Origin of the sequence: Proteus sp. G2626, from assembly GCF_009915985.1 — a bacterium.
In the GTDB taxonomy this organism is placed as follows: domain Bacteria; phylum Pseudomonadota; class Gammaproteobacteria; order Enterobacterales; family Enterobacteriaceae; genus Proteus; species Proteus vulgaris.
This window is the reverse complement of the sequence record NZ_JAABNH010000001.1, coordinates 34,997-57,123: the sequence shown is the minus strand read 5'-3', so window position 1 is coordinate 57,123 and position 22,127 is coordinate 34,997. Positions and strand designations below refer to the sequence as shown.

The window sequence follows — 22,127 nt, the reverse complement described above, 5'->3', positions numbered from 1 at the left end:
AAATTTATTTTGAATGTTGAAAGAATACACTAGGCATATTCTCTAACTTTTTAGAAGGTATTATCATATCCACAAACTTATACCCTACTTTATAACCAATCGAAGTAATTGATTTTGCGATAGAAGAGCTGTGAGGATGAAATATTTTTTTATTATTCGCAGATGTATTTGGATTGGTAAGGCTACCTACAACACCTCCTTGTAGCGTTGTTTTACCATAGTATGCTTCTACTGTTGCACCTAATTTGTCAGCTAAATATTGTGCGCTACAAAATCGTCCTCCATTAGCGCTATAGCACGATCTCAATTTCAACAAAATATTGGTATTGTGTAATTCAGAAATATGTTCCTTTATTACTTTAGTATAACCAACCATTGACTTAATTTTGGGATCCATCTTTATGGATTCTATCCCATCTTTGCTATGTCCACTGATTAACATAGACTCGCTTCGCATTAGAAATGGTGCGCCATGCCCTTGTAAAGTAATAATCATAATAGTCCTTTAAATTTAATGAGTTAAATTGTTTATGAAGCTTACCTCAACTCAGAAATAAATTTATATGAAAAAAGGAACATTTCTCAATATCGGCAACATATTTATATATACATGACTAAAATCTTAAATAACATCCTAACTCTTAATTAATATCACAATATATTTAGTATGATATTGAGAGAATAAAAAATGAGTCATTTTTTATCTATCATTAATACGTTGCATACAGATTTTCTCTCGTTTCACCAATAAACAGTAGGAGTCTATTATGTTAAAAATTATTCAATCCCCCGCTAAATATATTCAAGGGCCTGATGCGTTATTTCATATCGGTAAATACACTAAGCCTTTTGGTGATAGAGCATTGATCATTGCTGATAAATTTGTAATGGAATTAGTCGGCAGTACCGTTAAAGACAGTATGTCTCAGTATGAAGTTAATGGGCATTTCGAATTGTTTAATGGTGAATGTACACATAACGAAATTAATCGTTTATCCGAACTCGCAAAAGCCCAAGCATCGCTTGTGATCATCGGCGTTGGTGGTGGTAAAACACTCGATACTGCCAAGGCTGTTGCTTATAAATGTCAGCTCCCTGTCGTGATATCGCCTACCATTGCGTCGACTGATGCCCCAACCAGTGCTCTTTCCGTGATTTATACAGAACTCGGCGCCTTTGATAGTTACCTGTTTTACCCAACCAACCCTGATGTGGTTGTTATGGATACCAATGTTATCGCTTCTGCGCCTGCCCGTTTATTAGTTGCAGGTATGGGTGATGCTTTAGCAACTTATTTTGAAGCGAGAGCCTGTAGCAACGCGCAAAAACAAACTATGGCGGGAGGTAAATCAACACTTGCAGCACTTGCTTTGGCAGAACTTTGTTATAACACGCTTTTAGAAGATGGCTATAAAGCAAAACTGTCTGTTAGTCGCGGGGTTTGCACAACAGCCGTCGAAAATATTATCGAAGCCAATACATTCCTAAGTGGTATTGGTTTTGAAAGTGCAGGTCTTGCTGCCGCTCATGCCATTCATAATGGATTTACCGCATTAGAAGAGTGCCACCATATGTATCATGGCGAAAAAGTTGCCTTTGGTACATTAGTGCAATTAGTTTTAGAAAACAGTCCATTGGAAGAATTAGAAGAATTTCTCGACTTCTGTATTTTAGTGGGCTTACCTGTCACCTTAGAAGAATTAGGTATCAACGCTACAGGCGACGAGTTGAATGAAAAAATCATGGCAGTGGCTGAGTTAAGCTGTGCAGAAGGAGAGACAATTTATAACATGCCATTTGATATTGATTCAGATAAGGTTTACGCCGCTATTTTAACTGCCGACCAATTAGGTCGGGAATGGCTTTATTAAAACCTGAGTAAACAGGGAGTATTTAATTCTCCCTGTTTACATTGGCAAAAAAAGTGCTTTATGGTCAATATTGTATTAGTTTCAAAGAACCTTATGCTCGCCAATGGTATTAAAGAGCTCGTAAATCAGACTGTAGATCGCCAAGTCAAAATTGCCATCGCAACCAATTATCAAGCACCTTTAGATCTAACTCATAAAGTCTTTTCAGAAACCATACTGACAACCATAAAAAAATATTATGCAAGCAAGGTGTACTTGTTTTACTCGATACTTATACTCTTGCCATAGCTAATCTCGATCATGATATTGTAGCCCATGTTGCCTTAAGCTCTGCCCCTATTGTTGAAGGAACATTAGTCGCTACTAATGCATTAGGCGGGAAAGCAAGCGTTATTGCTGACTAATGGGCAAAATATCACACTTAAAAAAGTACAAAATATTTGGCTTTATCAAAACAGCTATATTTATATTTCTCATTAAACATAATCATTTTAAAATAATCTATTATCAACAAGGGTGGATTACTTCCTTTTTATTGTTTTTTTCTAGTACATTCGCGTTTCAATAAAAAAAGGGAATAAAAGATCCTCTTTTATTCCCTAGTTGCTTGTTATCTTAGTAATCAATTACGTTTTTATTATCTAATAGGCAATACTTATAATGCTCTTGCCAATAAACTAATAGGGTGTTCACATTTTTTCGTTGTTGACATCTCTATTTGCCATTTACAGGTTTCACAGTCTGTTATGACTAAATCGCAACCACTCTCTTCAATTTGACGGAATAAGCCAGCCCCAATACCTTGCGCAACATCGTAGTTTTCAGATTTAAAACCATAAGTTCCGGCAATACCACAACATTGAGAGTCAAGAACGATCACTTCAACGCCAGGGATACGTTTAATTAAATCAATAGAATATGCCGTCCAACCCATTTTTTCCATATGACAAGGAGTGTGATATACCACTTTTAACGGGGTGTGTTTCAGTGGTAATTCACGGCCATCTTCTAGTAAGCGATAAATATAACGTGTCGCTAATTCGATATTTTCACGTACTTTTGATGTATCAACATCAAGGATGTGTTCATACTCATCACGAATAGTGAAGGTACAAGTTGATGATGTTGCAACGACAGGAATGTTGTTTTCAACAATTTTTTCTGTCAGAGATTCAAGGTTCACGGCGGCTTGTTTTTTGGCTTGTTTAACAAAACCATTCGCAATTAATGCAACACCACAGCATTTTTCACGTTTTAATAACTGAACACCAATATCCATTTTGTTAAATACTTTAACTAAATCTTTCCCTAATTGTGGGTGGTTATAGTTAGCATAACAACCATGGAAGAAGGCAACTTGATCTTTAAAACGCGCCTGCTCTTCAACTTGTTTTTTCATCCATGTTCTAAATGTACCAAAAGAGTATTTTGGTAATTCACGACGATGATCGATTTTAAGCGCTTTATCCAAGATTTTACGGACTGGTTTTAATCCGGTAATAGTATTTACTATCGGCGCCATTGGCGTTGACAGTGTTCCCATTAAATCCGTATGACTTAAAATAGCATCCCGAATTTTAGGTGTTTTGGTATTGTAGTTCAGTTTCGCGCGCGAAATGATATCACCAATTTTTACATCTGACGGACATGCGACTTCACAACGCTTACAGTTAGTACAATATTTCAATGCTTCATCATAAAGCATCGGATCTTTTAAGCGTAAACGCTCACCATCAGGGCCTGCTTGTTTAGGACCAGGATAAAGTGGATTCACTTTTGCAACAGGGCAGTAAGTTGTACAAACTGTACACTTAATGCAAGCTTCAAAACTGTTATCTTGTAAACTCATTGTGCTGCCTCCACAACCGCAGATGTGGTCTGTTCTGATTTGTGATGTTGTAAAATTTGTTGCGCGGCATAAAGAGCACTAATCATTGAAACACCAGCACCACAACCTTCATTTAGCGGATCAAATCCACCTAACACAGCGCCCACAGCATAGACATTGTCTAATACTTCACCATATTTCATGGGCCTTAATTGGCTATCGGTATTAACACCAAAGCGCATATAAGGCTGTTTCGCAAAGACATTCTCTTGTGTCCACTCATTACGAGGTAATACCTCTAACAAATCCAGCTCCATTAAAGGCTCATAAACACGATCGAATTCGGCAATTAAGCCATTATTAAAAAAGCTTCCCGTTGCTAACACCACATGCTCACTACGAATAGGAATATCAGTGTGATTTCTAGTGTGAACGCCTGTAACAGTGTTACCCACTAAGTCAACTTCCTCCGCGCGATCACCTGGCATGATTAAACCACCCGCTTTTTGAAAACGCAGTTTTAATGCTTGATGTAGACGAATTCCTAATAGAGAAGGTGGCAATGTTGGTAATAGACAAATCGCTTTACCGACTAACTGTTGCAGTAATGTCACAGGCTCTTCAGCATCAAGTCCAATACATGCAGGTAAAATAATCGCTTCAACACTGTCATCAACATGCTTTTTCAGTTCGTCAGCTAACGCTTGTGTGTTTTCAGGTTTATCTAAGTAACGCGCAATATTAACTGCTCTAAATTCACTTGGATTATCACGCAATCTATCTAATAACGGTAAGTGGATATGATAAGGAATAGCTTCAACACCTTGCTCATTAAGCGTATTACTTGCAAACTGAGGTTGAAAATCTAAGAAACCTTCAATTCCTACCACGGCCAGCTTTTTCCACGGCAATGCTTTATCAATACCATGAATGGGGACTCGTTTGGGACTCATCCAACTCATACGAGAATGCCCTACTGGCGTAATACGATAATGGTTTTCATCACCACTACCTTGATATTCAAGGCCATTTGTACTTGCCAACAATGCTTGAGCTTGTTCAATTAAGGTTGAAACCTGTATTTCACCCATACGGCTATAAGGATGTTTAGGTGCTAACTCTGCCAAAGTTGCCAGTGCTTTTTTGGGGTGAGTCACCGATGTTCCATCAGGAAGATGCGTCAATAAATCCAGTGAACCTGACGAAAAATGCAGTGCACTTTGGCCATTGCTAATGATTGCACAAGACTTACCAGCTTCGGCAAGACGAATACCCGCCGTTAATCCCGCCAGCCCGCTACCTATAATGATGACGTCAAATTTCATTATCTGCCTCCGCTGAAGCTGTTTTTTCAATCATATCTGCATCTAAACCACATAAACCTTGATAAACCCAACTGGTAAACTCACTTTCACGTAACGCATTCCCCCAAGCAATTGGTCGAATGCCTTTCCAACGCTCATTGAGGAAATGAGCAAGCTGTTGCTCTGATTCATGAGGGGTAGTAACTTGTAAACGGTTTAATAACCCTGCGGCACGACAAGCACAAAGCTCACCTTGGCAAGTCCCCATCCCAACACGAGTACGACGACGTAAATCAAGTAAGTTATTAACCGTTAAAGAGTTAACCGCGTAACGCACTTCAGCAGCGGTTACTGCCTCGCATTCGCACACTAAGCTTTTATCAATACGTTCATTACTCAGTAATTTATTCGCCAAATCACCATGGCGATAAACGGCAGAGCCACGGATTGGCGCAGGCAGAGACACAACACTACGTAATGCTTGCTCCGCAGATTGGCGAGAGCCAGGTAATGCTTCTTCTGCGGTAGTACATTTCGCAGAAATATTTAATTTCTCACAGATTTTATCTGTCGCCCATTCAGCCATTAAACGGTAAGTCATTAATTTACCGCCCGTAATAGTAATAAACCCTTCTAAACCATCGCGTTGAGCATGGTCGAGTAAAACGATACCACGACTCACATTACGACCAGAAGGATCATCATCACTAGCCACTAAAGGCCGGACACCTGCGTAAGCACGTAGAATTCGTGTTTGAGCCAATTTAGGCGCTAACATTGAACCTTCACGAATAAGGATATCGACTTCTTCAGGAGTGACATACATATTGTCGATTTCATCGTAAGGCACACGCGTTGAAGTTGTACCAATTAATGAGATAGTATCACCAGGCACTAAAATATCGGCATCCGCAGGTTTACGACAACGGTTGATCACCATATTGTTAATACGATGACCTAAAATCAGTAATGCACCTTTTGCTGGGAACATTCGAATTTTTAATTCACCGTATTCAGCAATTTTTTGTCCCCAAATACCACCAGCATTCGCCACAATTTGCGCACGAATTTCATACATTCTTTTTGTTTGATGATCGTAAACTTTGACACCTTTAACACGATCGCCTTCACGAATAAGGCCAACAACTTCATGGTAAGTCAGTACTTGTGCACCATGTTCGCGAGCATCTAACATATTTGCTGCAGTTAGACGAAATGGATCAACGGTGCCATCAGGCACTTTAACTGCGCCAATTAAATTTGGGTTAACAGAAGGCTCTAAGCGAATAGCTTCTTCGGGTGAAATCGCTTGAGCATCAATACCTGCAGCTTGGCAAGCTTGAATAAAAGTCTGTTGAAACTCTAAAGAATCATCAGGTAAGGTAATAAAAAGGCCATCCGTCTTTTCAACACAATGACGAGCAACCCGTTTTAAGATCATATTCTCTTCAATACACTCACGCGCTGATTCAGGATCGGTTACTGCATAACGCGCACCACTGTGTAACAATCCATGATTTCGACCGGTTGCACCGGTTGCAATATCGTGTCTTTCAAGCAGGACGCAACGTAACCCACGGCGCGCGCAGTCTCTTGCCATGCCTGCACCGGTTGCTCCCCCGCCAATAATAATGACATCTGTTTCTGTCACTGGTGAACCGCTCATCATAGAGATGCCCTCTCACATTACATTCAGCAAACGCTTAATTATTCTTTAGCGCTAATTATAGTGTATAAGATACACAAAAAGTGTGGTTAATGTTTGATAATGAGCAAAAACGAAAGAGAAACGCTCATGAGTGAGAAATTAAAACCACATCTGTGATACTAATCACAAATTATTTAACAGAAAGTATTTCATAAAGTTAACATATCACTCAAAATTGCACATATTGAAAATTTATTCGACAACTGAGTAATACCTCACAGTAAATTTGATTGTATAAGTTTACTATTAAGTTCGTTAAAGAAAATTTTTTGATAACTTCATTGTTCGTTTTGTCATTATTTAATATCAACATATTAAAATAAAAGCCATCGGAGGCTAATATGTTAAGTCTGTTTAGACCTGCGCCACATAAAGCGCGTTTGCCAAAAGAGCAGATAGATCCCGTCTATCGTCGCCTACGCTGGCAGATCTTTATGGGGATTTTCTTCGGTTATGCTGCTTATTATTTAGTAAGAAAAAACTTTGCATTAGCAATGCCTTATCTCGTAGAAGAGGGATTCTCTAAAGGTGATTTAGGTTTTGCTTTATCAGGGATCTCCATTGCTTATGGTTTCTCTAAGTTTATCATGGGCTCTTTCTCTGACCGTGCTAACCCTCGTTATTTCTTACCCGCAGGTCTTATTTTAGCGTCTTTAGTGATGCTAGTTATGGGCTTTGTGCCATGGGCAACTTCGAGCATTATGGTTATGTTCGTTCTGTTGTTCCTTTGTGGTTGGTTCCAAGGTATGGGTTGGCCTCCTTGTGGACGTACCATGGTTCACTGGTGGTCACAGAAAGAACGTGGCGGTATCGTTTCGATTTGGAACTGTGCGCATAACGTCGGTGGTGGTTTGCCTCCATTACTATTCTTATTAGGTATGGCGTGGTTTAACGACTGGAAAGCAGCGTTATATATGCCAGCATTTGCAGCAATCTTAGTTGCAATGATTGCATTCGCATTAATGCGCGATACCCCTCAATCTTGTGGTTTACCTTCAATTGAGGAGTACAAAAACGACTATCCACCTGATTATAAAGAAACTGACGAACAAGAACTGACTGCAAAAGAAATCTTTATGAAGTATGTGTTCCCTAACAAACTTCTGTGGATGATTGCGATTGCGAACGTGTTCGTTTACTTACTGCGCTACGGCGTGCTGGACTGGTCACCAACTTATCTGCGTGAAGTTAAACACTTCGCAATGGATAAATCATCATGGGCTTACTTCTTATACGAATACGCAGGTATTCCGGGCACTCTGCTGTGTGGTTGGATGTCAGATAAAGTGTTCAAAGGTAACCGTGGTGCGACAGGTGTGTTCTTCATGACCTTAGTAACTATCGCAACTATCGTATTCTGGATGAACCCAGCGGGTAACCCGAATGTTGATATGGCGTGTATGTTAATCATCGGTTTCTTAATCTATGGCCCTGTTATGTTGATTGGTCTGCATGCACTTGAGCTTGCACCGAAAAAAGCAGCAGGTACAGCAGCTGGCTTTACCGGTCTATTCGGTTACTTAGGTGGTTCTGTTGCGGCGAGTGCTATCGTAGGTTACACAGTTGACTACTTCGGCTGGGATGGCGGCTTTATGGTCATGATCGGCGGTAGTGCACTGTCTGTTGTATTATTACTTATCGTGATGGTTACTGAAACCAAACACAAACGTGAAATGCTTCAGAAGTACGAATAATCGCTAACTGATTATTTATGAAATTAGTTAAATCTCATCTCTAAAAACCAAGCCACATCAACTGTTTTGATGTGGCTTTTTTATTGCCAACTGTACATAACTTTGTTGTACGTAGAATTAAAATGGAGCAGCTTTATGAGTACATCTTTTAGAATAAAACCGTTAGTTGCAGGCGTTCTTTTAACTCTATCTTTAAGTGCAATCGCACAAGCGGCAAGCGATAAGGTTGTTATTGCTCACCGTGGTGCAAGTGGTTATTTGCCTGAACATACGCTTCCTGCCAAAGCATTAGCTTATGCCCAAGGCGCAGATTATCTAGAGCAAGACTTGGTGATGACCAAAGACAACGAATTAGTTGTTTTACATGACCACTATCTTGATCGTGTAACAGATGTGGCTGATCGTTATCCTGATAGAGCAAGAAAAGATGGTCGTTATTACGCCATTGACTTTACACTTGAAGAAATTAAAGGACTGAAATTTACGGAAGGCTTTGACATTGTTGACGGTAAAAAAGTCCAAAGTTACCCAAACCGTTTCCCTATGGGTAAATCGGATTTCCGTGTACATACTTTCCAAGAAGAAATTGAATTTATCCAAGGCTTAAACAAATCAACAGGCCAAGATATTGGTATTTACCCTGAAATTAAAGCCCCTTGGTTCCATGAGCAAGAAGGCAAAGATATCACCAAAAAAGTACTTGAAGTACTTAAACAGTACGGTTATACGAAAAAAACTGACAATGTTTATCTACAATCCTTTGATGCTAACGATCTAAAACGCATCAAAACAGAATTAATGCCCCAAATGGGCATGGATTTAAAACTTGTTCAGCTAATCGCTTATACTGACTGGAATGAGACGTATGAGAAACAGCCTGATGGAACATGGACAAATTACAGCTATGAGTGGATGTTTAAGCCAGGTGCAATGAAAGAGATTGCCACTTATGCAGATGGAATTGGACCGGATTACCATATGTTAGTGGAAGATAATTCAACACCAGAAAATATCACTTTAACGGGTATGGCGGCAGATGCTCACGCTAATAAACTCACCATTCATCCGTTTACAGTACGTATTGATAAACTACCTAAATACGCAAAAGATGGTGATCAGCTTTACGACATTATCTATAACCAAGCTGGAGCGGAAGGTGTCTTTACTGACTTCCCTGATTTAGGAGTTAAATTCTTACAAAAACAAGCTAAATAACCCATCGCATTTTATTTACGCCCTAAATAATTCAAGGTGTAGCTAAGCGGATACTAGTCGCATACATTAGTATGCGACTAGTACGAGTAAACGCAGTCAACAACGCTACAACTTGAAGTATGACGAGTATCCTATTCTTTATTGTGAAAGAGTAGGCTATTTGCACCCTTTCTGATTGTATATTTCTTCATCTTTCTCTAAGTTGCTCTAATAATTTAATTAAAAACTATAATCACTTTTTAATTTAGCTATCATCATTTATTAAATATTCAGAAAAAGGGATCACAATGACAATAATGGCTATTATTTTACTTGTTCTTATCGTTCTTTTTATTAGTTGGGGTATTTCAATTTATAATCGTCTTATTGCGATGCGCAATCAAGTCAGTAATCAATTTGCGAATATCGACGTTATTTTAAAACAGCGAGCAGACCAAATTCCTCAATTAATGGCTGTGGCTGAAAAAGCCATGGAGCATGAAAAAAGTGTATTTATTGCATTAAGCGACGCAAGACAACGCTACTTTAAAGCGCAAAATATTAATGAAAAAATCAGCGCATCAAATGAGATGAATACCGCATTGCGCGGCATGATTGCCCTTGCTGAAAATTATCCTACATTAATTTCAGGTGAACAATTAGCATTACTTCAAACTGGTGTTAGTGATGTAGAAAATAAAATTGCTCAACGTCGTGAAGGCTTTAATGATGCAACCACCAACTACAATACTGCAATAGAAATGTTTCCTGATAGCTTAATTGCTGGCCTTTTCCGCTTTGAACACATGCAATTGCTAGAAATACCAAAAGAAGAAATGAAGTTTGAAGGCATTCATTTTAAATGACAGCAATTTAAATAACCGCATTAAGGATAGGTTACAGTGTTAATTTATTTTTTTATCGGCTGTGCTGTAGGCGCATTAATCTATTTTTTACGTAGCAAACGCACCCAAAAAAAGAAGAATAACTTAGGTATTGTTCCCTTTTTAGGGATCGCTTTTGCTACTGGAAATTATCTGTTTTTTTCGCGAGAAAATGGCCTTTATCCTAGCGGTGAAGACTCCATTGTTAATCTCATCTCCTGTATTGCATTTGTTGTTATTTTGATATTTTCCTATGGTATTTCAAATCATATTGGAAATATTGGTGAAAAGGCGATAAAAAATTATCATCAATTACAAATGGAAGGTGAGTCTAAGTTTTCGGCACTGGTTAACACCATATTTATTAGCCTTTTACTGCTCTGCTTAAGCTTTGGCTTTTTTATTGACCATAGATTGTTCTTTTTAAGTTTCGTTTTAATGTTCGTTTATCAAGTTGTCAAAAGAACACCTGAAAAGCGTTTTTTACGTTTTCAAAAAATTCTAGCGACATCTAAAATTCGCTCTTTAGCCATTGGACTTGTTGAGATAGAAGGCAAGATAACTGCGGGAAAAAAATTAATAAGCCGCCTCGGTAAAAAAGAGTGTTATGGTTACTTCTATTATGAATATGACGTATCCAAAGATAAAGAAGGCAAGAAAAGTTATCATCAGTCATTCTGTGAAAAAAAGATCAACAATTTCACGATGACTGATGATACCGGATCAATTCAAGTTCTCGCAGCTGATAACCCCTTAGTGCATCTTGGTATCGAGCCTCATCAAGATCTTGAATACAATAATAAACGTTTTAAAGAGTACATCTTAGGATCAGACACAACATATTTATTAATTGGTAATGCAGAATCTATCAATGGCGAAGTGGTTATCACACGTAAAGAACCACATTACCTGCTAGGTTTATCACCACAAGATTATGTTGCGCGTTGGAACAAAGCGCGCCCTTTTCGTCGTAACTCTACCATCATCGTTATTATTGCTCTTTTTGTTATCTTCTCCATTTTAGTAATACCCATGGATTACCAAAACGGCATACTAACACTTTATTTTAATAACACTTTTTCTTGGTAATTGATTAATATGGAATGGCTTATTTTCATCATTTTTATTCTCACCTTGGTTTATTTTTTAATACGCCAATTAGTGATGATTTATAACAACATGGTGATGCTCAAAAACAATTGCTATAAAGCCTTTGCAAATATTGATGTTTTATTAAAAAAACAAGTTGACTTGATCCCCATGCTGATAGTGATTACACAAAAAGCAATGGGCCATGAAAAAATCTTATTTGAAAGATTAGCTGAAAATAGAGATCACTATTTACATGCAGATGTATTAGATCAAAAAGTTAATTTAGCGAATCAGTTATTACCTCAAATAAAAAAATCACTCATTATTGCTGAAAATTATCCTGAACTTATCAGTGAAAAAAATTTATACTTATTACAAACACAAGCTAAAGAATTAGAAGAATGTATTGCAGATAGGCGTGAATTCTTTAATCAATCTGTCACGCTCTATAATACTGAAATACATATTTTTCCTAATGTATTCTTTAAACTGATTTTTAATTTTAAAGATATCCCTCTTTTCTATCCTAGTAGAGAGGTAACTTTATGATAGAAATTCCTTTTTCTTTTTTTGGCATAACAGATTGGTTTCTGAGCTTTGATGAACCTATATCAATTATTATGTTTGCCACATTTGGAGTGCTGTTTTCTATGGCTATTATTTTGCCATTAATAAGTATCACTCCTTTAAAAAAATATATGCCACAAATTGCGGGAGGGTTATTTAGCTCGATATTTGTCAGCTTAATAGTTTTAATTAGTTTTAATTTAATACTAGGAATTCATTCTGCATTAAAATTACTCTTAATCTGGTGGGTTATTTTATTTTCTTGTATTACGTATTGGTTTATTAATTATCGCTATATGAAAGACGTAACAGGGAATAAGTTTGCAAAGTTTCAAGAAAAAGCCCTTGAAACAGAAGAAAAACGAAGACAAAACCGAAAATCAAAAAAATAAAAGAGAGTCTAGGCTCTCTTTTATTGTACTATCGATATCACATTTATGCTCTGTAAACAGGAAATGCAATCACATCGCTAATACGCTCTACACCAAGCGCCAGCATAATGAGGCGATCAACTCCTAAAGCCACACCAGAACACTCTGGTAATCCCGCTTCAAGAGCGGCTAAAAAACGCTCATCAATGGGTTGCTCTGGTAATCCCATTGCTATTCGCTGACGATTATCACGTTCAAAGCGATGGCGTTGTTCTTGCGCATCAGTCAACTCACGAAATCCATTCGCTAATTCAACACCTTTAAAATAGACTTCAAAACGTTCTGCTACACGATGATCTTCAGAACTAATTTCAGCTAATGATGCTTGGGATGCAGGGAAATGATAGATAAAGGTGGGCTTTTCTAAACCGATATGAGGTTCAACCCCAGAGACAAATAGTAACTGAAGCAGTGTATCTTTATCTTCTTCAGTATCTGCGATATTTGATAAATCCAGTTTTGCAGCAACTTCGCGTAATTTTTCTTTATCTACCGATAAAGGGTCGATATCAAGATAACGCAAGAATGCTTGCTGGTAAGAGAGTGATTCGGATGCTTCACAATCTAAGACTTCTTGCAGTAGATCATCGACTTCATTCATCAACCGGTACATATCAAAACAAGGGCGATACCACTCTAGCATCGTAAATTCCGGATTATGATATCTACCGGCTTCCTCATTACGGAAGCAACGCCCCATTTGATAAATAGGCCCACTGTTCGCAGCTAATAAGCGCTTCATATGGTATTCAGGGCTAGTCATCAAATAAAGCTTAAGCCCTTGTGAAGCACCTGGCCCGACAAAGTGGGTTTCAAATGGGTAAAGATGAACATCGGTAACGGTAGCCTGACTCATCATAGGTGTCTCAACTTCTAACACACCACGATCAGCGAAAAAACGCCTAATATTACTGACTATTTTCGCCTTTTTCAGTAAGTTGGCGATTGAGGCGCTTGGCTGCCAATCCGCGATTTCACTCATGAATGAAAAACTCCAACAGAAAACAAAGCGTGCAGTTTACTCGCATCCTCCTCAACAGACAAATTTCTCCCTGATAAAGAGGTATGCTTATTCATTATTTTCCGCCTTTCTAAGTAAAAATACATAAGGTAATTAAATGTTATTCTACAAAATATCTACTTTAAGGCACTTTTATTGTCGAAATAAACACCAACCCAATACGATAGATACAACTCTTTAGCGATTATCTTATAATAAAAGTAAATTGTAATAATTCTTTTTCTCAATTGCGAGTAACAATAAACTAACACAATACTTATATTTAAATCGTCACTCTCATCTTAACTTCAACATTAACTTTTTATTTAAATTTGTATATTTTGACGAGTATTAAAAACCTTTAGAAATATTATTAATATTTTATTAACAATTAACAAGACAAACCGATTTGTTTTAGATAAATAGTAAAAAAAATATTTTAATTTTTAGAATGAGCTTTAATTAAATTAAATTAACCAAATGGAAAGGAAAAATATTTATCCTTTAAAATCAACAGATAACAAAAAATCATTGTCATTTTCAATTAAAGTTATCTATACTTTCAAAACCAGTTATTCATTACTATTTATAATTTTCAATTTAAAAATATATATTTTATTTTATCCTCAAGTTTCTCTGGGCTCTTATTATCAAAACCCAGAATTCTTGGTGTGGATCACACTTTTTTTGTGAAATACGGGAAAACCATCATTCATATCAAATTTCGGTGGCTTACATTTCGTTATACTAAAACTACAGTCAATGATAATAAAGATGTTATCAAGCGCAGTCACAAGGCAGTGAAACAATTTCGTTACGGATAGCTTAAAAAAATAGCATTACAAATTAATAATGTCAGTGAATTGAATTCTAGACAATTATTCCAATTTTCACTTGAACAATGGAGAAGCGCAGTGCAAACCTTTAATGCCGATATAGCGATAATCGGAGCCGGGGGCGCAGGCTTACGAGCAGCAATAGCTGCCGCGGAAGCGAATCCTCAACTGAAAATTGCTCTGATCTCAAAAGTTTACCCAATGCGTAGCCACACTGTGGCAGCAGAAGGCGGATCAGCAGCAGTGACTCAGGCTCACGACTCCTATGATTTCCACTTCAATGATACCGTTTCAGGCGGTGACTGGTTGTGTGAACAGGATGTCGTTGATTACTTCGTTGAGCATTGTCCAACAGAGATGACTCAACTAGAACTCTGGGGCTGTCCTTGGAGCCGTAAAGAAGACGGGTCAGTCAACGTCCGACGTTTTGGTGGGATGAAGATCGAACGGACCTGGTTCGCGGCCGATAAAACCGGCTTCCATATGTTACATACCTTATTCCAAACATCCTTAAAATACCCACAAATTCAACGTTTCGACGAGCATTTTGTTCTCGATATCCTCGTTGATGAAGGTCACGCTCGTGGTGTTGTTGCTATCAATATGATGGAAGGGACGAAAGTTCAAATTCGTGCCAATGCCGTCATTATGGCAACAGGGGGGGCTGGACGTGTTTATCGTTTCAATACCAATGGCGGTATTGTTACCGGTGATGGTATGGGTATCGCTTTACGTCATGGCGTTCCATTGCGTGATATGGAATTTGTTCAATATCACCCAACAGGCTTACCTGGCTCAGGTATCCTGATGACTGAAGGTTGTCGTGGTGAAGGCGGTATTCTGGTCAATAAAGATGGTTATCGTTATCTGCAAGATTACGGTTTAGGACCAGAAACACCATTAGGTAAACCAGAAAATAAATACATGGAATTAGGTCCTCGCGATAAAGTCTCTCAAGCATTCTGGCATGAGTGGCGTGCAGGCCGTACCATTAAAACTCACCGTGGTGATGTGGTTCATCTGGACTTACGTCATCTGGGTGCGAAAAAACTCCATGAACGTCTGCCATTTATTTGTGAACTGGCAAAAGCGTATGTGGGTGTTGACCCAGTTAATGAACCAATTCCAGTTCGTCCTACTGCTCACTACACTATGGGTGGTATCGAAACCAACCAACAAACAGAAACTCGTATTAAAGGTCTGTTTGCAGTAGGTGAATGTTCATCTGTTGGCTTACACGGCGCTAACCGTTTAGGTTCTAACTCACTAGCAGAACTGGTTGTATTTGGTCGTCTTGCTGGTGAAGAAGCGGTTCGTTGTGCTCAAGAAGCGGCACCTGCTAATGCATCAGCATTAGATGCTCGTACTCGTGACATTGAAGATGGCCTGAAAAAGCTGATGAATCAAAAAGGTTCTGAAAGCTGGTCACAAATTCGCGATGAAATGGGTGAATCAATGGAAGAAGGTTGCGGTATCTATCGTACACCTGAATTAATGCAAAAAACTGTTGATAAACTAGCTGAATTAAAAGAACGCTTTAAACGTGTTGAAATTAAAGACACTAGTAGCGTCTTTAATACAGATTTACTGTACAAAATTGAGCTTGGCTTTGGTTTAGATGTCGCTGAATGTATGGCTCATTCTGCAATCAATCGTAAAGAGTCTCGTGGTGCACACCAACGTCTTGACGAAGGTTGTACTGAGCGTGATGACGTGAACTTCCTGAAACATACTCTGGCGTTCTATAACCCAGAAGGGGCACCTCGTTTAGAATATAGCGATGTGAAGATCACGAAATCTGCTCCTGCTAAACGTGTCTATGGTGGTGAAGCGACTGCACAAGACAAGCAGAACAAGGAGAAAGCGAATGGCTGATGACATGAAGCACGTTAAGATGGAAGTCATGCGCTATAACCCTGAAACGGATGAAGCGCCTCATTTCGTCACTTACGATGTTCCTTATGATGAGCAAACCTCATTATTGGATGCACTGGGTTATATCAAAGATAATTTAGCGCCTGATCTTTCTTACCGCTGGTCTTGCCGTATGGCAATTTGTGGCTCTTGCGGCATGATGGTTAATAAAGTGCCTAAACTAGCTTGTAAAACCTTTATTCGTGAATATCCAGATGGTGTAAGAGTTGAAGCTTTAGGTAACTTCCCTGTTGAGCGTGACTTAGTTGTCGATATGACTCACTTTATCGAAAGCTTAGAAGCGATTAAACCTTATATCATCGGTAATGATCGTAAGCCTTCAGAAGGTCCAAATAAACAGACTCCGGCTCAAATGGCGAAATACCACCAGTTCTCTGGTTGTATTAACTGTGGTCTTTGCTATGCAGCCTGCCCTCAGTTTGGTTTAAACCCAGAGTTTATTGGTCCAGCCGCGATTACATTAGCTCAACGTTACAACACAGATAGTCGCGACCATGGGGCAAAAGAGCGTATGCCTCAATTAAATGGTGAGAACGGTGTCTGGTCTTGTACCTTTGTTGGCTACTGTTCTGAAGTCTGTCCAAAACATGTGGATCCTGCTGCCGCTATTCAGCAAGGTAAAGCAGCCAGTGCGCAAGACTTTGTCATTGCGATGCTGAAACCACGTTAAGGAGGAAACAAGACATGACAACAAAACGTAAGCCTTATGTTCGTGGTATGCAACCAAACTGGTGGACGAAACTCGGTTTCTATCGTTTCTATATCACCCGTGAAGGTACTTGTCTTCCACAACTTTGGTTCAGTCTGGTTGTACTGTTTGGTGTATTCGCACTGAAAAATGGACCAGAAAGTTGGGCAGGTTTCGTTGGATTCCTGAGCAATCCAATTGTAATGCTGATTAATATTGTGACTCTTATTGCGACAGTATTCCACACTGCAACTTGGTTTAAACTTGCACCAAAAGCTGTGGTTATCGTTGTTAAAGATGAAAAAATGCCTCAAGAACCTATTGTTCGTGGTTTTTGGGCTGTCACTATCGTTGTTACTGCCGCTATTCTGGCAGTGGCGTTAATGTAACCCAGGAGGAAATAATGAATCAGAATCAACTTCCTAAGCGCTCTGATGAACCTATTTTCTGGGGATTGTTTGGTGCAGGTGGTATGTGGAGTGCGATTGTTTCTCCAGCAATCATCATCCTGCTCGGTATCCTAATCCCTATGGGTATTGCGCCAGAAGCATTTACTTATGAACGTATTATGGCATTTAGCCAAAGCATCATTGGCCGTCTGTTCTTACTATTGATGATCATTCTGCCAGTTTGGTGTGCATTACACCGTATTCACCATACTTTGCATGATTTTAAAGTGCATGTACCTGCAAGCAAATGGGTATTTTATGGTGGTGCTGCTATTATCAGTGTTCTCGCTATCATTGGTGTATTTACACTATAATTGATTAATACGTAAGATAAAAAGCCACTCAATTGAGTGGCTTTTTTTGTGGAAATATTTCGCTACTGGTTAACCGTCAATATTTATTCTTTTTGTTGGATTTATAGTTCACAGTAAACAAAATTCATAAATAAGAAAGGATTAGACAACCAATTGTTATCTCTTCATCAAACTATTAAAATCTCAGGGCCTTGGCGTTCCAAAATACACAACATCCTCTGTGCGGGTCCACTAGGTTTTTTTTACCTCGCTCCCACTTAGAAACACTCTCTTTCGACATACCTAAAGCTCGCGCAAGAACGGCTTGTGACATTCCAAATTTAGCACGTAAGGTTTTAATTTCCGCACCACTCATTGAAACACTTAGATCAAAAAATCAGAAACAAAAAAGTTAGGTGATTACATTTTTTATTCTGCAAAAAGGAAATAAGGGAAGCTAAAAATATCCTACAAAATTGATTAGGAAAAAAATCAAAACCGCTAACTTCCCCCAAAGCTAAACACCACATTGGGGGCTTTTAAAAAACTGATTACAATCAACTCGCTAATTTCAGCCCAATAATACCGAAAATAATCATAGCTAAACTGAGTAAACGATAGATATTCGCGGACTCACCAAAGACCAAAATACCAAAGATTGCGGTACCCACTGCACCAATACCCGTCCAAATCGCATAAGCCGTGCCCGCAGGTAAGCCTTTCATGGCATAAGACAACATTCCCATGCTCACAATCATAGCGCTAATAGTGATAATACTCGGTGTTAAGCGTGTAAAACCGTGTGTGTATTTAAGGCCAACGGCCCAAACGATTTCCAATAAACCCGCAACAAAAAGAATAACCCAAGACATAACGTCCCCTATAGATAAATTGGGGTCGTCCCCTGAATACAAAGACAAAAAGCTGGGTCGTCCCAGCTTTTAAAAAGATGAAGTTTAAGTATAAGAAAAAGAAATTAATCATGCAATAGCATAAAATTAACTCAATTTTTTTTAGGTGCGCCCTCTTCACCATAAAGAAAAGCAGAGACATCATCCTCCACTTCTCCCATTGCCATCAAGGCATCCAGCGTCTCTTTTGCTTCTTCTTCATTGACGATACTCATGGCAAAGCCTACATGCACTAATACCCACTTTCCAATCATCGTATGAGGCTCTCCCTCACAGACTAGTGCAATATTCACTTCACGTTTTACACCACAAACATCGACCATTGCATTTTCAGTGATTGTTTTTCCTACTTCAACAACCTGACCTGGAATACCAAGACACATAACAACCCCTATTCGATCTCTATTTGCTTTATTCGCATTGCATCATCATTCTCAACACGCAAATTTTGGCTACCACAAGAAGGGCACCCTGCGTTAAATGTTGAAACTGTCACGACTTGATGGCAATCCCAGCACCACGCTTTTGCAGGAATAACTTCTATATGTAATTCACAGCCTTGTGCAATAGTGTCTCTACAAACAATATCAAAACAAAACTCAAGCGCACTCACTTCAACACAAGATAATGCGCCAATTTCCATCCATACACTTTTTACTTTTTTTGCATTATTTAATTTTGCCTGAGAATCTATTATCTCAAATGCACTTTGGCAAAGTGTGATTTCATGCATGTCGATACCTTATTGAAGCAGGATAAATAATAGCAACTATAGTATCAGCACATAGTTGCTTTATTATTGATCTTAGAACAACAATTCAGCACCGGTTTCAAAAGCTGCTTTACGACGACGCTCTTTCACCATGTCTTCAAGTGCATCTCTATCAATGCACACTAAAGCATGCGTTGGACAAACTTCAATACATGCAGGCCCCGCTTCTCGGTGATGGCATAAATCACATTTATTAGCTTCAGCCTTAAATGCATCAATAGTATTAAGCGCAGTTAATTTGCGCATGACTGGACGTGAAACCACCTCCATAGTGCCATAAGGGCAAGCCAACACACAGGTTTTACAGCCGATACATTTATCCTGATCGACATAGTAATAATCTTTATTATGAATAATGGCACCATTCGGGCACACATTTGCACAAGGGGCATCTTCACATTGGTGACAGACAACTGCTGTACTAATTGAGAATCCTTTAACCACATGAATTCGCGGTTGAAAATTTTGCTCACTAATCTGCTCAATGGCTAAGTTATCTTGCTCGGCTTGCTGATGTGAAACCACACAAGCTACCTCACAAGTATGGCAACCAATACATTTTTTAGGGTCTGCAATGATGAAACGGTTCATCATATTCTCCTGATCTTTGTTATATATAGCCGTTATATATGGCGATAAATGCAACGAGTTATTCTAATTAAGAGTCATAATTAGGTATTTATAGAATGAGTCTAGCACGGTTCATGCCAATATATTTTTGATATAACTATTCCTTATTTTTCAATTAAATAATTTTTAAATAAAAATGATTATTGATTAATAAATAAGTCACTTCGTCAAATTATTCGACATTTTTGACGATAAATGAAAGCGCTATATAATTAATTATATATCCATTTAATGAGTTTATATTTTTAAGTTTCATTGCAGATACAAAAATAGCGGGTTGGATCAAAAATGATTCAGTCATTGATATAAATTTATTATAAACCTACTACAATATAGCTAATTTTTTAGGGCAATCGGTGGTGTCATGAAATTAAGCAGTAACAACGCTGAAACTATGGAGAGCCTTCGTAATGAGCGCAACCAATATCGAATATTGGTTGATATTACAAATTCTGTATTAGCTCATTTAGACATGGATGGTCTTATTTCTGAAGTCTCTAAAGAAATACATCGTTTTTTTGGACTAAACCACATTAGTCTAATGTTATGCCGTACCTCATCACATAATAGTCATGAGGGTATTCTTTATTCTAGCCGTTATCAGACTGGAAAATCAGTCATCCGCCAACAACGTAAGTTTAGTAGCGCGAATAACAAAGCAGAAGAAATTATTAATCAAAATAAACCCGTCTTAATTGATATTAATAAAGAAGATCAAGAGGATGTTTTGATTAAGCGTCTAGTTAAGCAAAATATGCAGACGGCTTTGTTATTGCCACTGGCTTTTAATCATAAACCGCTTGGTTTATTAATTTTAGCACATGAAATCAGTCATGTTTTTACCGACGATACTTGCCAATTGCTACAACAAATTGCAGCCCGTATTGGTATCGCTATTGAAAACGCAGCCGCATATGAAGAAATAACGCATCTAAAAGACAGTTTAAAGAATGAGAATATTTGGCTTAATGAGCAAATAGATAAAAATGGATGCTTTAGTGAGATTATTTACCAAAGCGATGCTATGCATAATGTGCTCGAACAAATTGAATTAGTCGCACAAAGTGATAGTACTGTGCTTATTTTAGGTGAAACAGGAACAGGTAAAGAATTAATTGCACGCGCTATTCATCGACTTAGTCAGCGAAAAGATAAATCGATGATAAAAATGAATTGTGCTGCTGTGCCTTCTGGTCTATTAGAAAGTGATCTTTTTGGTCATGATAAAGGTGCATTTACTGGCGCAACCAATACGCATATTGGTCGATTTGAAATGGCGGATAAAAGCACGCTATTTCTTGATGAAATTGGTGATATGCCAATTGAATTACAACCTAAACTGCTTCGCGTTCTTCAAGAGCGAGAGATAGAAAGATTAGGTGGTAATAAAGTTATTCCTGTTGATGTTAGGTTGATTGCAGCAACCAATAAAGATCTTCATGAATTAACAGATGAAGGTGAATTTAGAGAAGATCTTTATTATCGTCTTAATGTTTTTCCTATTATTATTCCACCACTAAGAGAACGACCAGAAGATATTCCACTTTTGGTTAAACATTTTACACAAAAAATTGCGCGGAGAATGGATAGAAAAATAGATTGTATTCCTGCTAACGCATTGGAACAACTAACGCTTTATCCATGGCCTGGTAATGTCCGTGAACTAGAAAATATTATTGAACGAGCTGTTATTTTAACCAGAGGTTCAACATTAAACCTTCAATTAAAAGAGCTTCATATTAGTAAGCCCTCTCGTTTGAAACAGGCACTAACTCAACCTTCATCCATTGAAAGGCGCATGCAGACTAATGCACCAGAAAGTGATGATGAGGAGCGAGAAAGGATCATTCAAGCATTAAGAGAAACCAATGGCGTTGTTGCAGGAGCCAGAGGTGCGGCTTTAAAATTAGGATTAAAACGAACAACGCTACTATCGCGCATGCAACGCTTAGGTATTTCAATTCCAGAAATACTTTAATTCAGAAATAATTCCTTTTAAAATTATTAAGAGAGAGTGTAATAAATTAATTACACTCTCTC

At 38.2% G+C, this 22,127-nt stretch carries 22 protein-coding genes; 12 read left to right on the top strand and 10 right to left on the bottom strand.

Annotated elements, in window-relative coordinates:
* Nucleotides 1-4 precede the first annotated feature (4 nt).
* Nucleotides 5-496: a hypothetical protein gene (locus tag GWJ05_RS00255; protein ID WP_036933137.1), complete on the bottom strand. Its 492-nt coding sequence runs from the start codon at nucleotides 494-496 to the stop codon at nucleotides 5-7.
* A gap of 271 nt (nucleotides 497-767) precedes the next feature.
* Here GWJ05_RS00255 and GWJ05_RS00250 point away from each other — a divergent pair, with 271 nt between their 5' ends.
* On the top strand, nucleotides 768-1,871 hold the full coding sequence (locus GWJ05_RS00250; protein WP_036933139.1) for a glycerol dehydrogenase: 1,104 nt from the start codon (nucleotides 768-770) through the stop codon (nucleotides 1,869-1,871).
* A gap of 655 nt (nucleotides 1,872-2,526) precedes the next feature.
* Here the strand turns inward: GWJ05_RS00250 and glpC are convergent.
* From glpC to glpA, 3 genes are read right to left on the bottom strand one after another with little or no spacing between them, the layout of a single operon-like run.
* The gene (gene glpC / locus GWJ05_RS00245) at nucleotides 2,527-3,720 is read right to left on the bottom strand and encodes an anaerobic glycerol-3-phosphate dehydrogenase subunit GlpC (RefSeq protein ID WP_036933140.1); all 1,194 of its coding nucleotides are present in this window, start codon (nucleotides 3,718-3,720) and stop codon (nucleotides 2,527-2,529) included.
* Nucleotides 3,717-5,024 carry a glycerol-3-phosphate dehydrogenase subunit GlpB gene (gene glpB, locus GWJ05_RS00240; RefSeq protein WP_036933141.1) on the bottom strand — a complete coding sequence of 436 codons (1,308 nt, stop codon included), beginning with the start codon at nucleotides 5,022-5,024 and terminating at the stop codon, nucleotides 3,717-3,719. The genes glpC and glpB overlap by 4 nt, the downstream gene beginning before the upstream one ends.
* Nucleotides 5,014-6,672 (bottom strand): anaerobic glycerol-3-phosphate dehydrogenase subunit A, encoded by a 1,659-nt coding sequence (gene glpA / locus GWJ05_RS00235; RefSeq protein ID WP_180978775.1) that lies wholly within the window; start codon nucleotides 6,670-6,672, stop codon nucleotides 5,014-5,016. The genes glpB and glpA overlap by 11 nt, the downstream gene beginning before the upstream one ends.
* A 380-nt stretch (nucleotides 6,673-7,052) precedes the next feature.
* Between glpA and glpT the strand changes: the two genes are divergently transcribed.
* The 6 genes from glpT (at nucleotide 7,053) to GWJ05_RS00205 (ending at nucleotide 12,534) form a co-directional block, all read left to right on the top strand.
* Entirely contained in the window at nucleotides 7,053-8,405 is a 1,353-nt protein-coding gene (gene glpT, locus GWJ05_RS00230; RefSeq protein ID WP_036933142.1) for a glycerol-3-phosphate transporter, read from the top strand.
* Between the two features lie 135 nt (nucleotides 8,406-8,540).
* Entirely contained in the window at nucleotides 8,541-9,620 is a 1,080-nt protein-coding gene (gene glpQ, locus GWJ05_RS00225) for a glycerophosphodiester phosphodiesterase (protein WP_036933143.1), read from the top strand.
* A 287-nt stretch (nucleotides 9,621-9,907) separates the two neighbouring features.
* Complete coding sequence (locus tag GWJ05_RS00220) at nucleotides 9,908-10,465, top strand: LemA family protein (RefSeq protein WP_036933144.1); 558 nt, start codon at nucleotides 9,908-9,910, stop codon at nucleotides 10,463-10,465.
* Nucleotides 10,466-10,501: 36 nt separating this feature from the next.
* A complete protein-coding gene (locus GWJ05_RS00215) occupies nucleotides 10,502-11,572 on the top strand; it encodes a hypothetical protein (protein ID WP_087802892.1) in 1,071 nt (356 codons plus the stop codon).
* Between the two features lie 9 nt (nucleotides 11,573-11,581).
* Entirely contained in the window at nucleotides 11,582-12,124 is a 543-nt protein-coding gene (locus GWJ05_RS00210) for a LemA family protein (protein ID WP_036933147.1), read from the top strand.
* The gene (locus GWJ05_RS00205) at nucleotides 12,121-12,534 is read left to right on the top strand and encodes a hypothetical protein (RefSeq protein WP_036933148.1); all 414 of its coding nucleotides are present in this window, start codon (nucleotides 12,121-12,123) and stop codon (nucleotides 12,532-12,534) included. Before GWJ05_RS00210 ends, GWJ05_RS00205 begins: the two co-directional genes overlap by 4 nt.
* Nucleotides 12,535-12,577: 43 nt before the next feature.
* On the opposite strand, the gene epmA is transcribed toward GWJ05_RS00205, so the two are convergent.
* Nucleotides 12,578-13,555, bottom strand: a complete 978-nt coding sequence (gene epmA, locus GWJ05_RS00200) for an elongation factor P--(R)-beta-lysine ligase (RefSeq protein ID WP_036933149.1) — start codon at nucleotides 13,553-13,555, stop codon at nucleotides 12,578-12,580.
* Nucleotides 13,556-14,487: 932 nt separating this feature from the next.
* Here epmA and frdA point away from each other — a divergent pair.
* Genes frdA through frdD form a run of 4 tightly spaced genes read left to right on the top strand, consistent with a single transcriptional unit; the run spans nucleotide 14,488 to nucleotide 17,795 of the window.
* Nucleotides 14,488-16,284, top strand: coding sequence for a fumarate reductase (quinol) flavoprotein subunit (gene frdA / locus GWJ05_RS00195; RefSeq protein ID WP_036933150.1), 1,797 nt, complete (start codon nucleotides 14,488-14,490; stop codon nucleotides 16,282-16,284).
* On the top strand, nucleotides 16,277-17,014 hold the full coding sequence (locus GWJ05_RS00190; RefSeq protein ID WP_036933152.1) for a succinate dehydrogenase/fumarate reductase iron-sulfur subunit: 738 nt from the start codon (nucleotides 16,277-16,279) through the stop codon (nucleotides 17,012-17,014). Before frdA ends, GWJ05_RS00190 begins: the two co-directional genes overlap by 8 nt.
* A gap of 14 nt (nucleotides 17,015-17,028) precedes the next feature.
* Nucleotides 17,029-17,421 carry a fumarate reductase subunit FrdC gene (frdC, locus tag GWJ05_RS00185; RefSeq protein WP_036933153.1) on the top strand — a complete coding sequence of 131 codons (393 nt, stop codon included), beginning with the start codon at nucleotides 17,029-17,031 and terminating at the stop codon, nucleotides 17,419-17,421.
* Nucleotides 17,422-17,435: 14 nt separating this feature from the next.
* Entirely contained in the window at nucleotides 17,436-17,795 is a 360-nt protein-coding gene (frdD, locus tag GWJ05_RS00180) for a fumarate reductase subunit FrdD (RefSeq protein WP_023583699.1), read from the top strand.
* A gap of 175 nt (nucleotides 17,796-17,970) precedes the next feature.
* On the opposite strand, the gene GWJ05_RS00175 is transcribed toward frdD, so the two are convergent.
* From GWJ05_RS00175 to hydN, 5 genes are all read right to left on the bottom strand, one after another.
* Nucleotides 17,971-18,108 carry a helix-turn-helix domain-containing protein gene (locus GWJ05_RS00175; protein WP_231135619.1) on the bottom strand — a complete coding sequence of 46 codons (138 nt, stop codon included), beginning with the start codon at nucleotides 18,106-18,108 and terminating at the stop codon, nucleotides 17,971-17,973.
* 223 nt (nucleotides 18,109-18,331) lie between these two features.
* On the bottom strand, nucleotides 18,332-18,646 hold the full coding sequence (sugE, locus tag GWJ05_RS00170; protein WP_036933155.1) for a quaternary ammonium compound efflux SMR transporter SugE: 315 nt from the start codon (nucleotides 18,644-18,646) through the stop codon (nucleotides 18,332-18,334).
* Between the two features lie 131 nt (nucleotides 18,647-18,777).
* The gene (gene hybG / locus GWJ05_RS00165) at nucleotides 18,778-19,068 is read right to left on the bottom strand and encodes a hydrogenase maturation factor HybG (RefSeq protein WP_036933156.1); all 291 of its coding nucleotides are present in this window, start codon (nucleotides 19,066-19,068) and stop codon (nucleotides 18,778-18,780) included.
* Between the two features lie 8 nt (nucleotides 19,069-19,076).
* Complete coding sequence (gene hypA / locus GWJ05_RS00160) at nucleotides 19,077-19,418, bottom strand: hydrogenase maturation nickel metallochaperone HypA (protein ID WP_036933157.1); 342 nt, start codon at nucleotides 19,416-19,418, stop codon at nucleotides 19,077-19,079.
* A gap of 72 nt (nucleotides 19,419-19,490) precedes the next feature.
* Complete coding sequence (gene hydN, locus GWJ05_RS00155) at nucleotides 19,491-20,048, bottom strand: electron transport protein HydN (protein WP_036933158.1); 558 nt, start codon at nucleotides 20,046-20,048, stop codon at nucleotides 19,491-19,493.
* A gap of 403 nt (nucleotides 20,049-20,451) precedes the next feature.
* Here hydN and GWJ05_RS00150 point away from each other — a divergent pair, with 403 nt between their 5' ends.
* Complete coding sequence (locus GWJ05_RS00150) at nucleotides 20,452-22,065, top strand: sigma 54-interacting transcriptional regulator (RefSeq protein ID WP_052038411.1); 1,614 nt, start codon at nucleotides 20,452-20,454, stop codon at nucleotides 22,063-22,065.
* Nucleotides 22,066-22,127 lie beyond the last annotated feature (62 nt).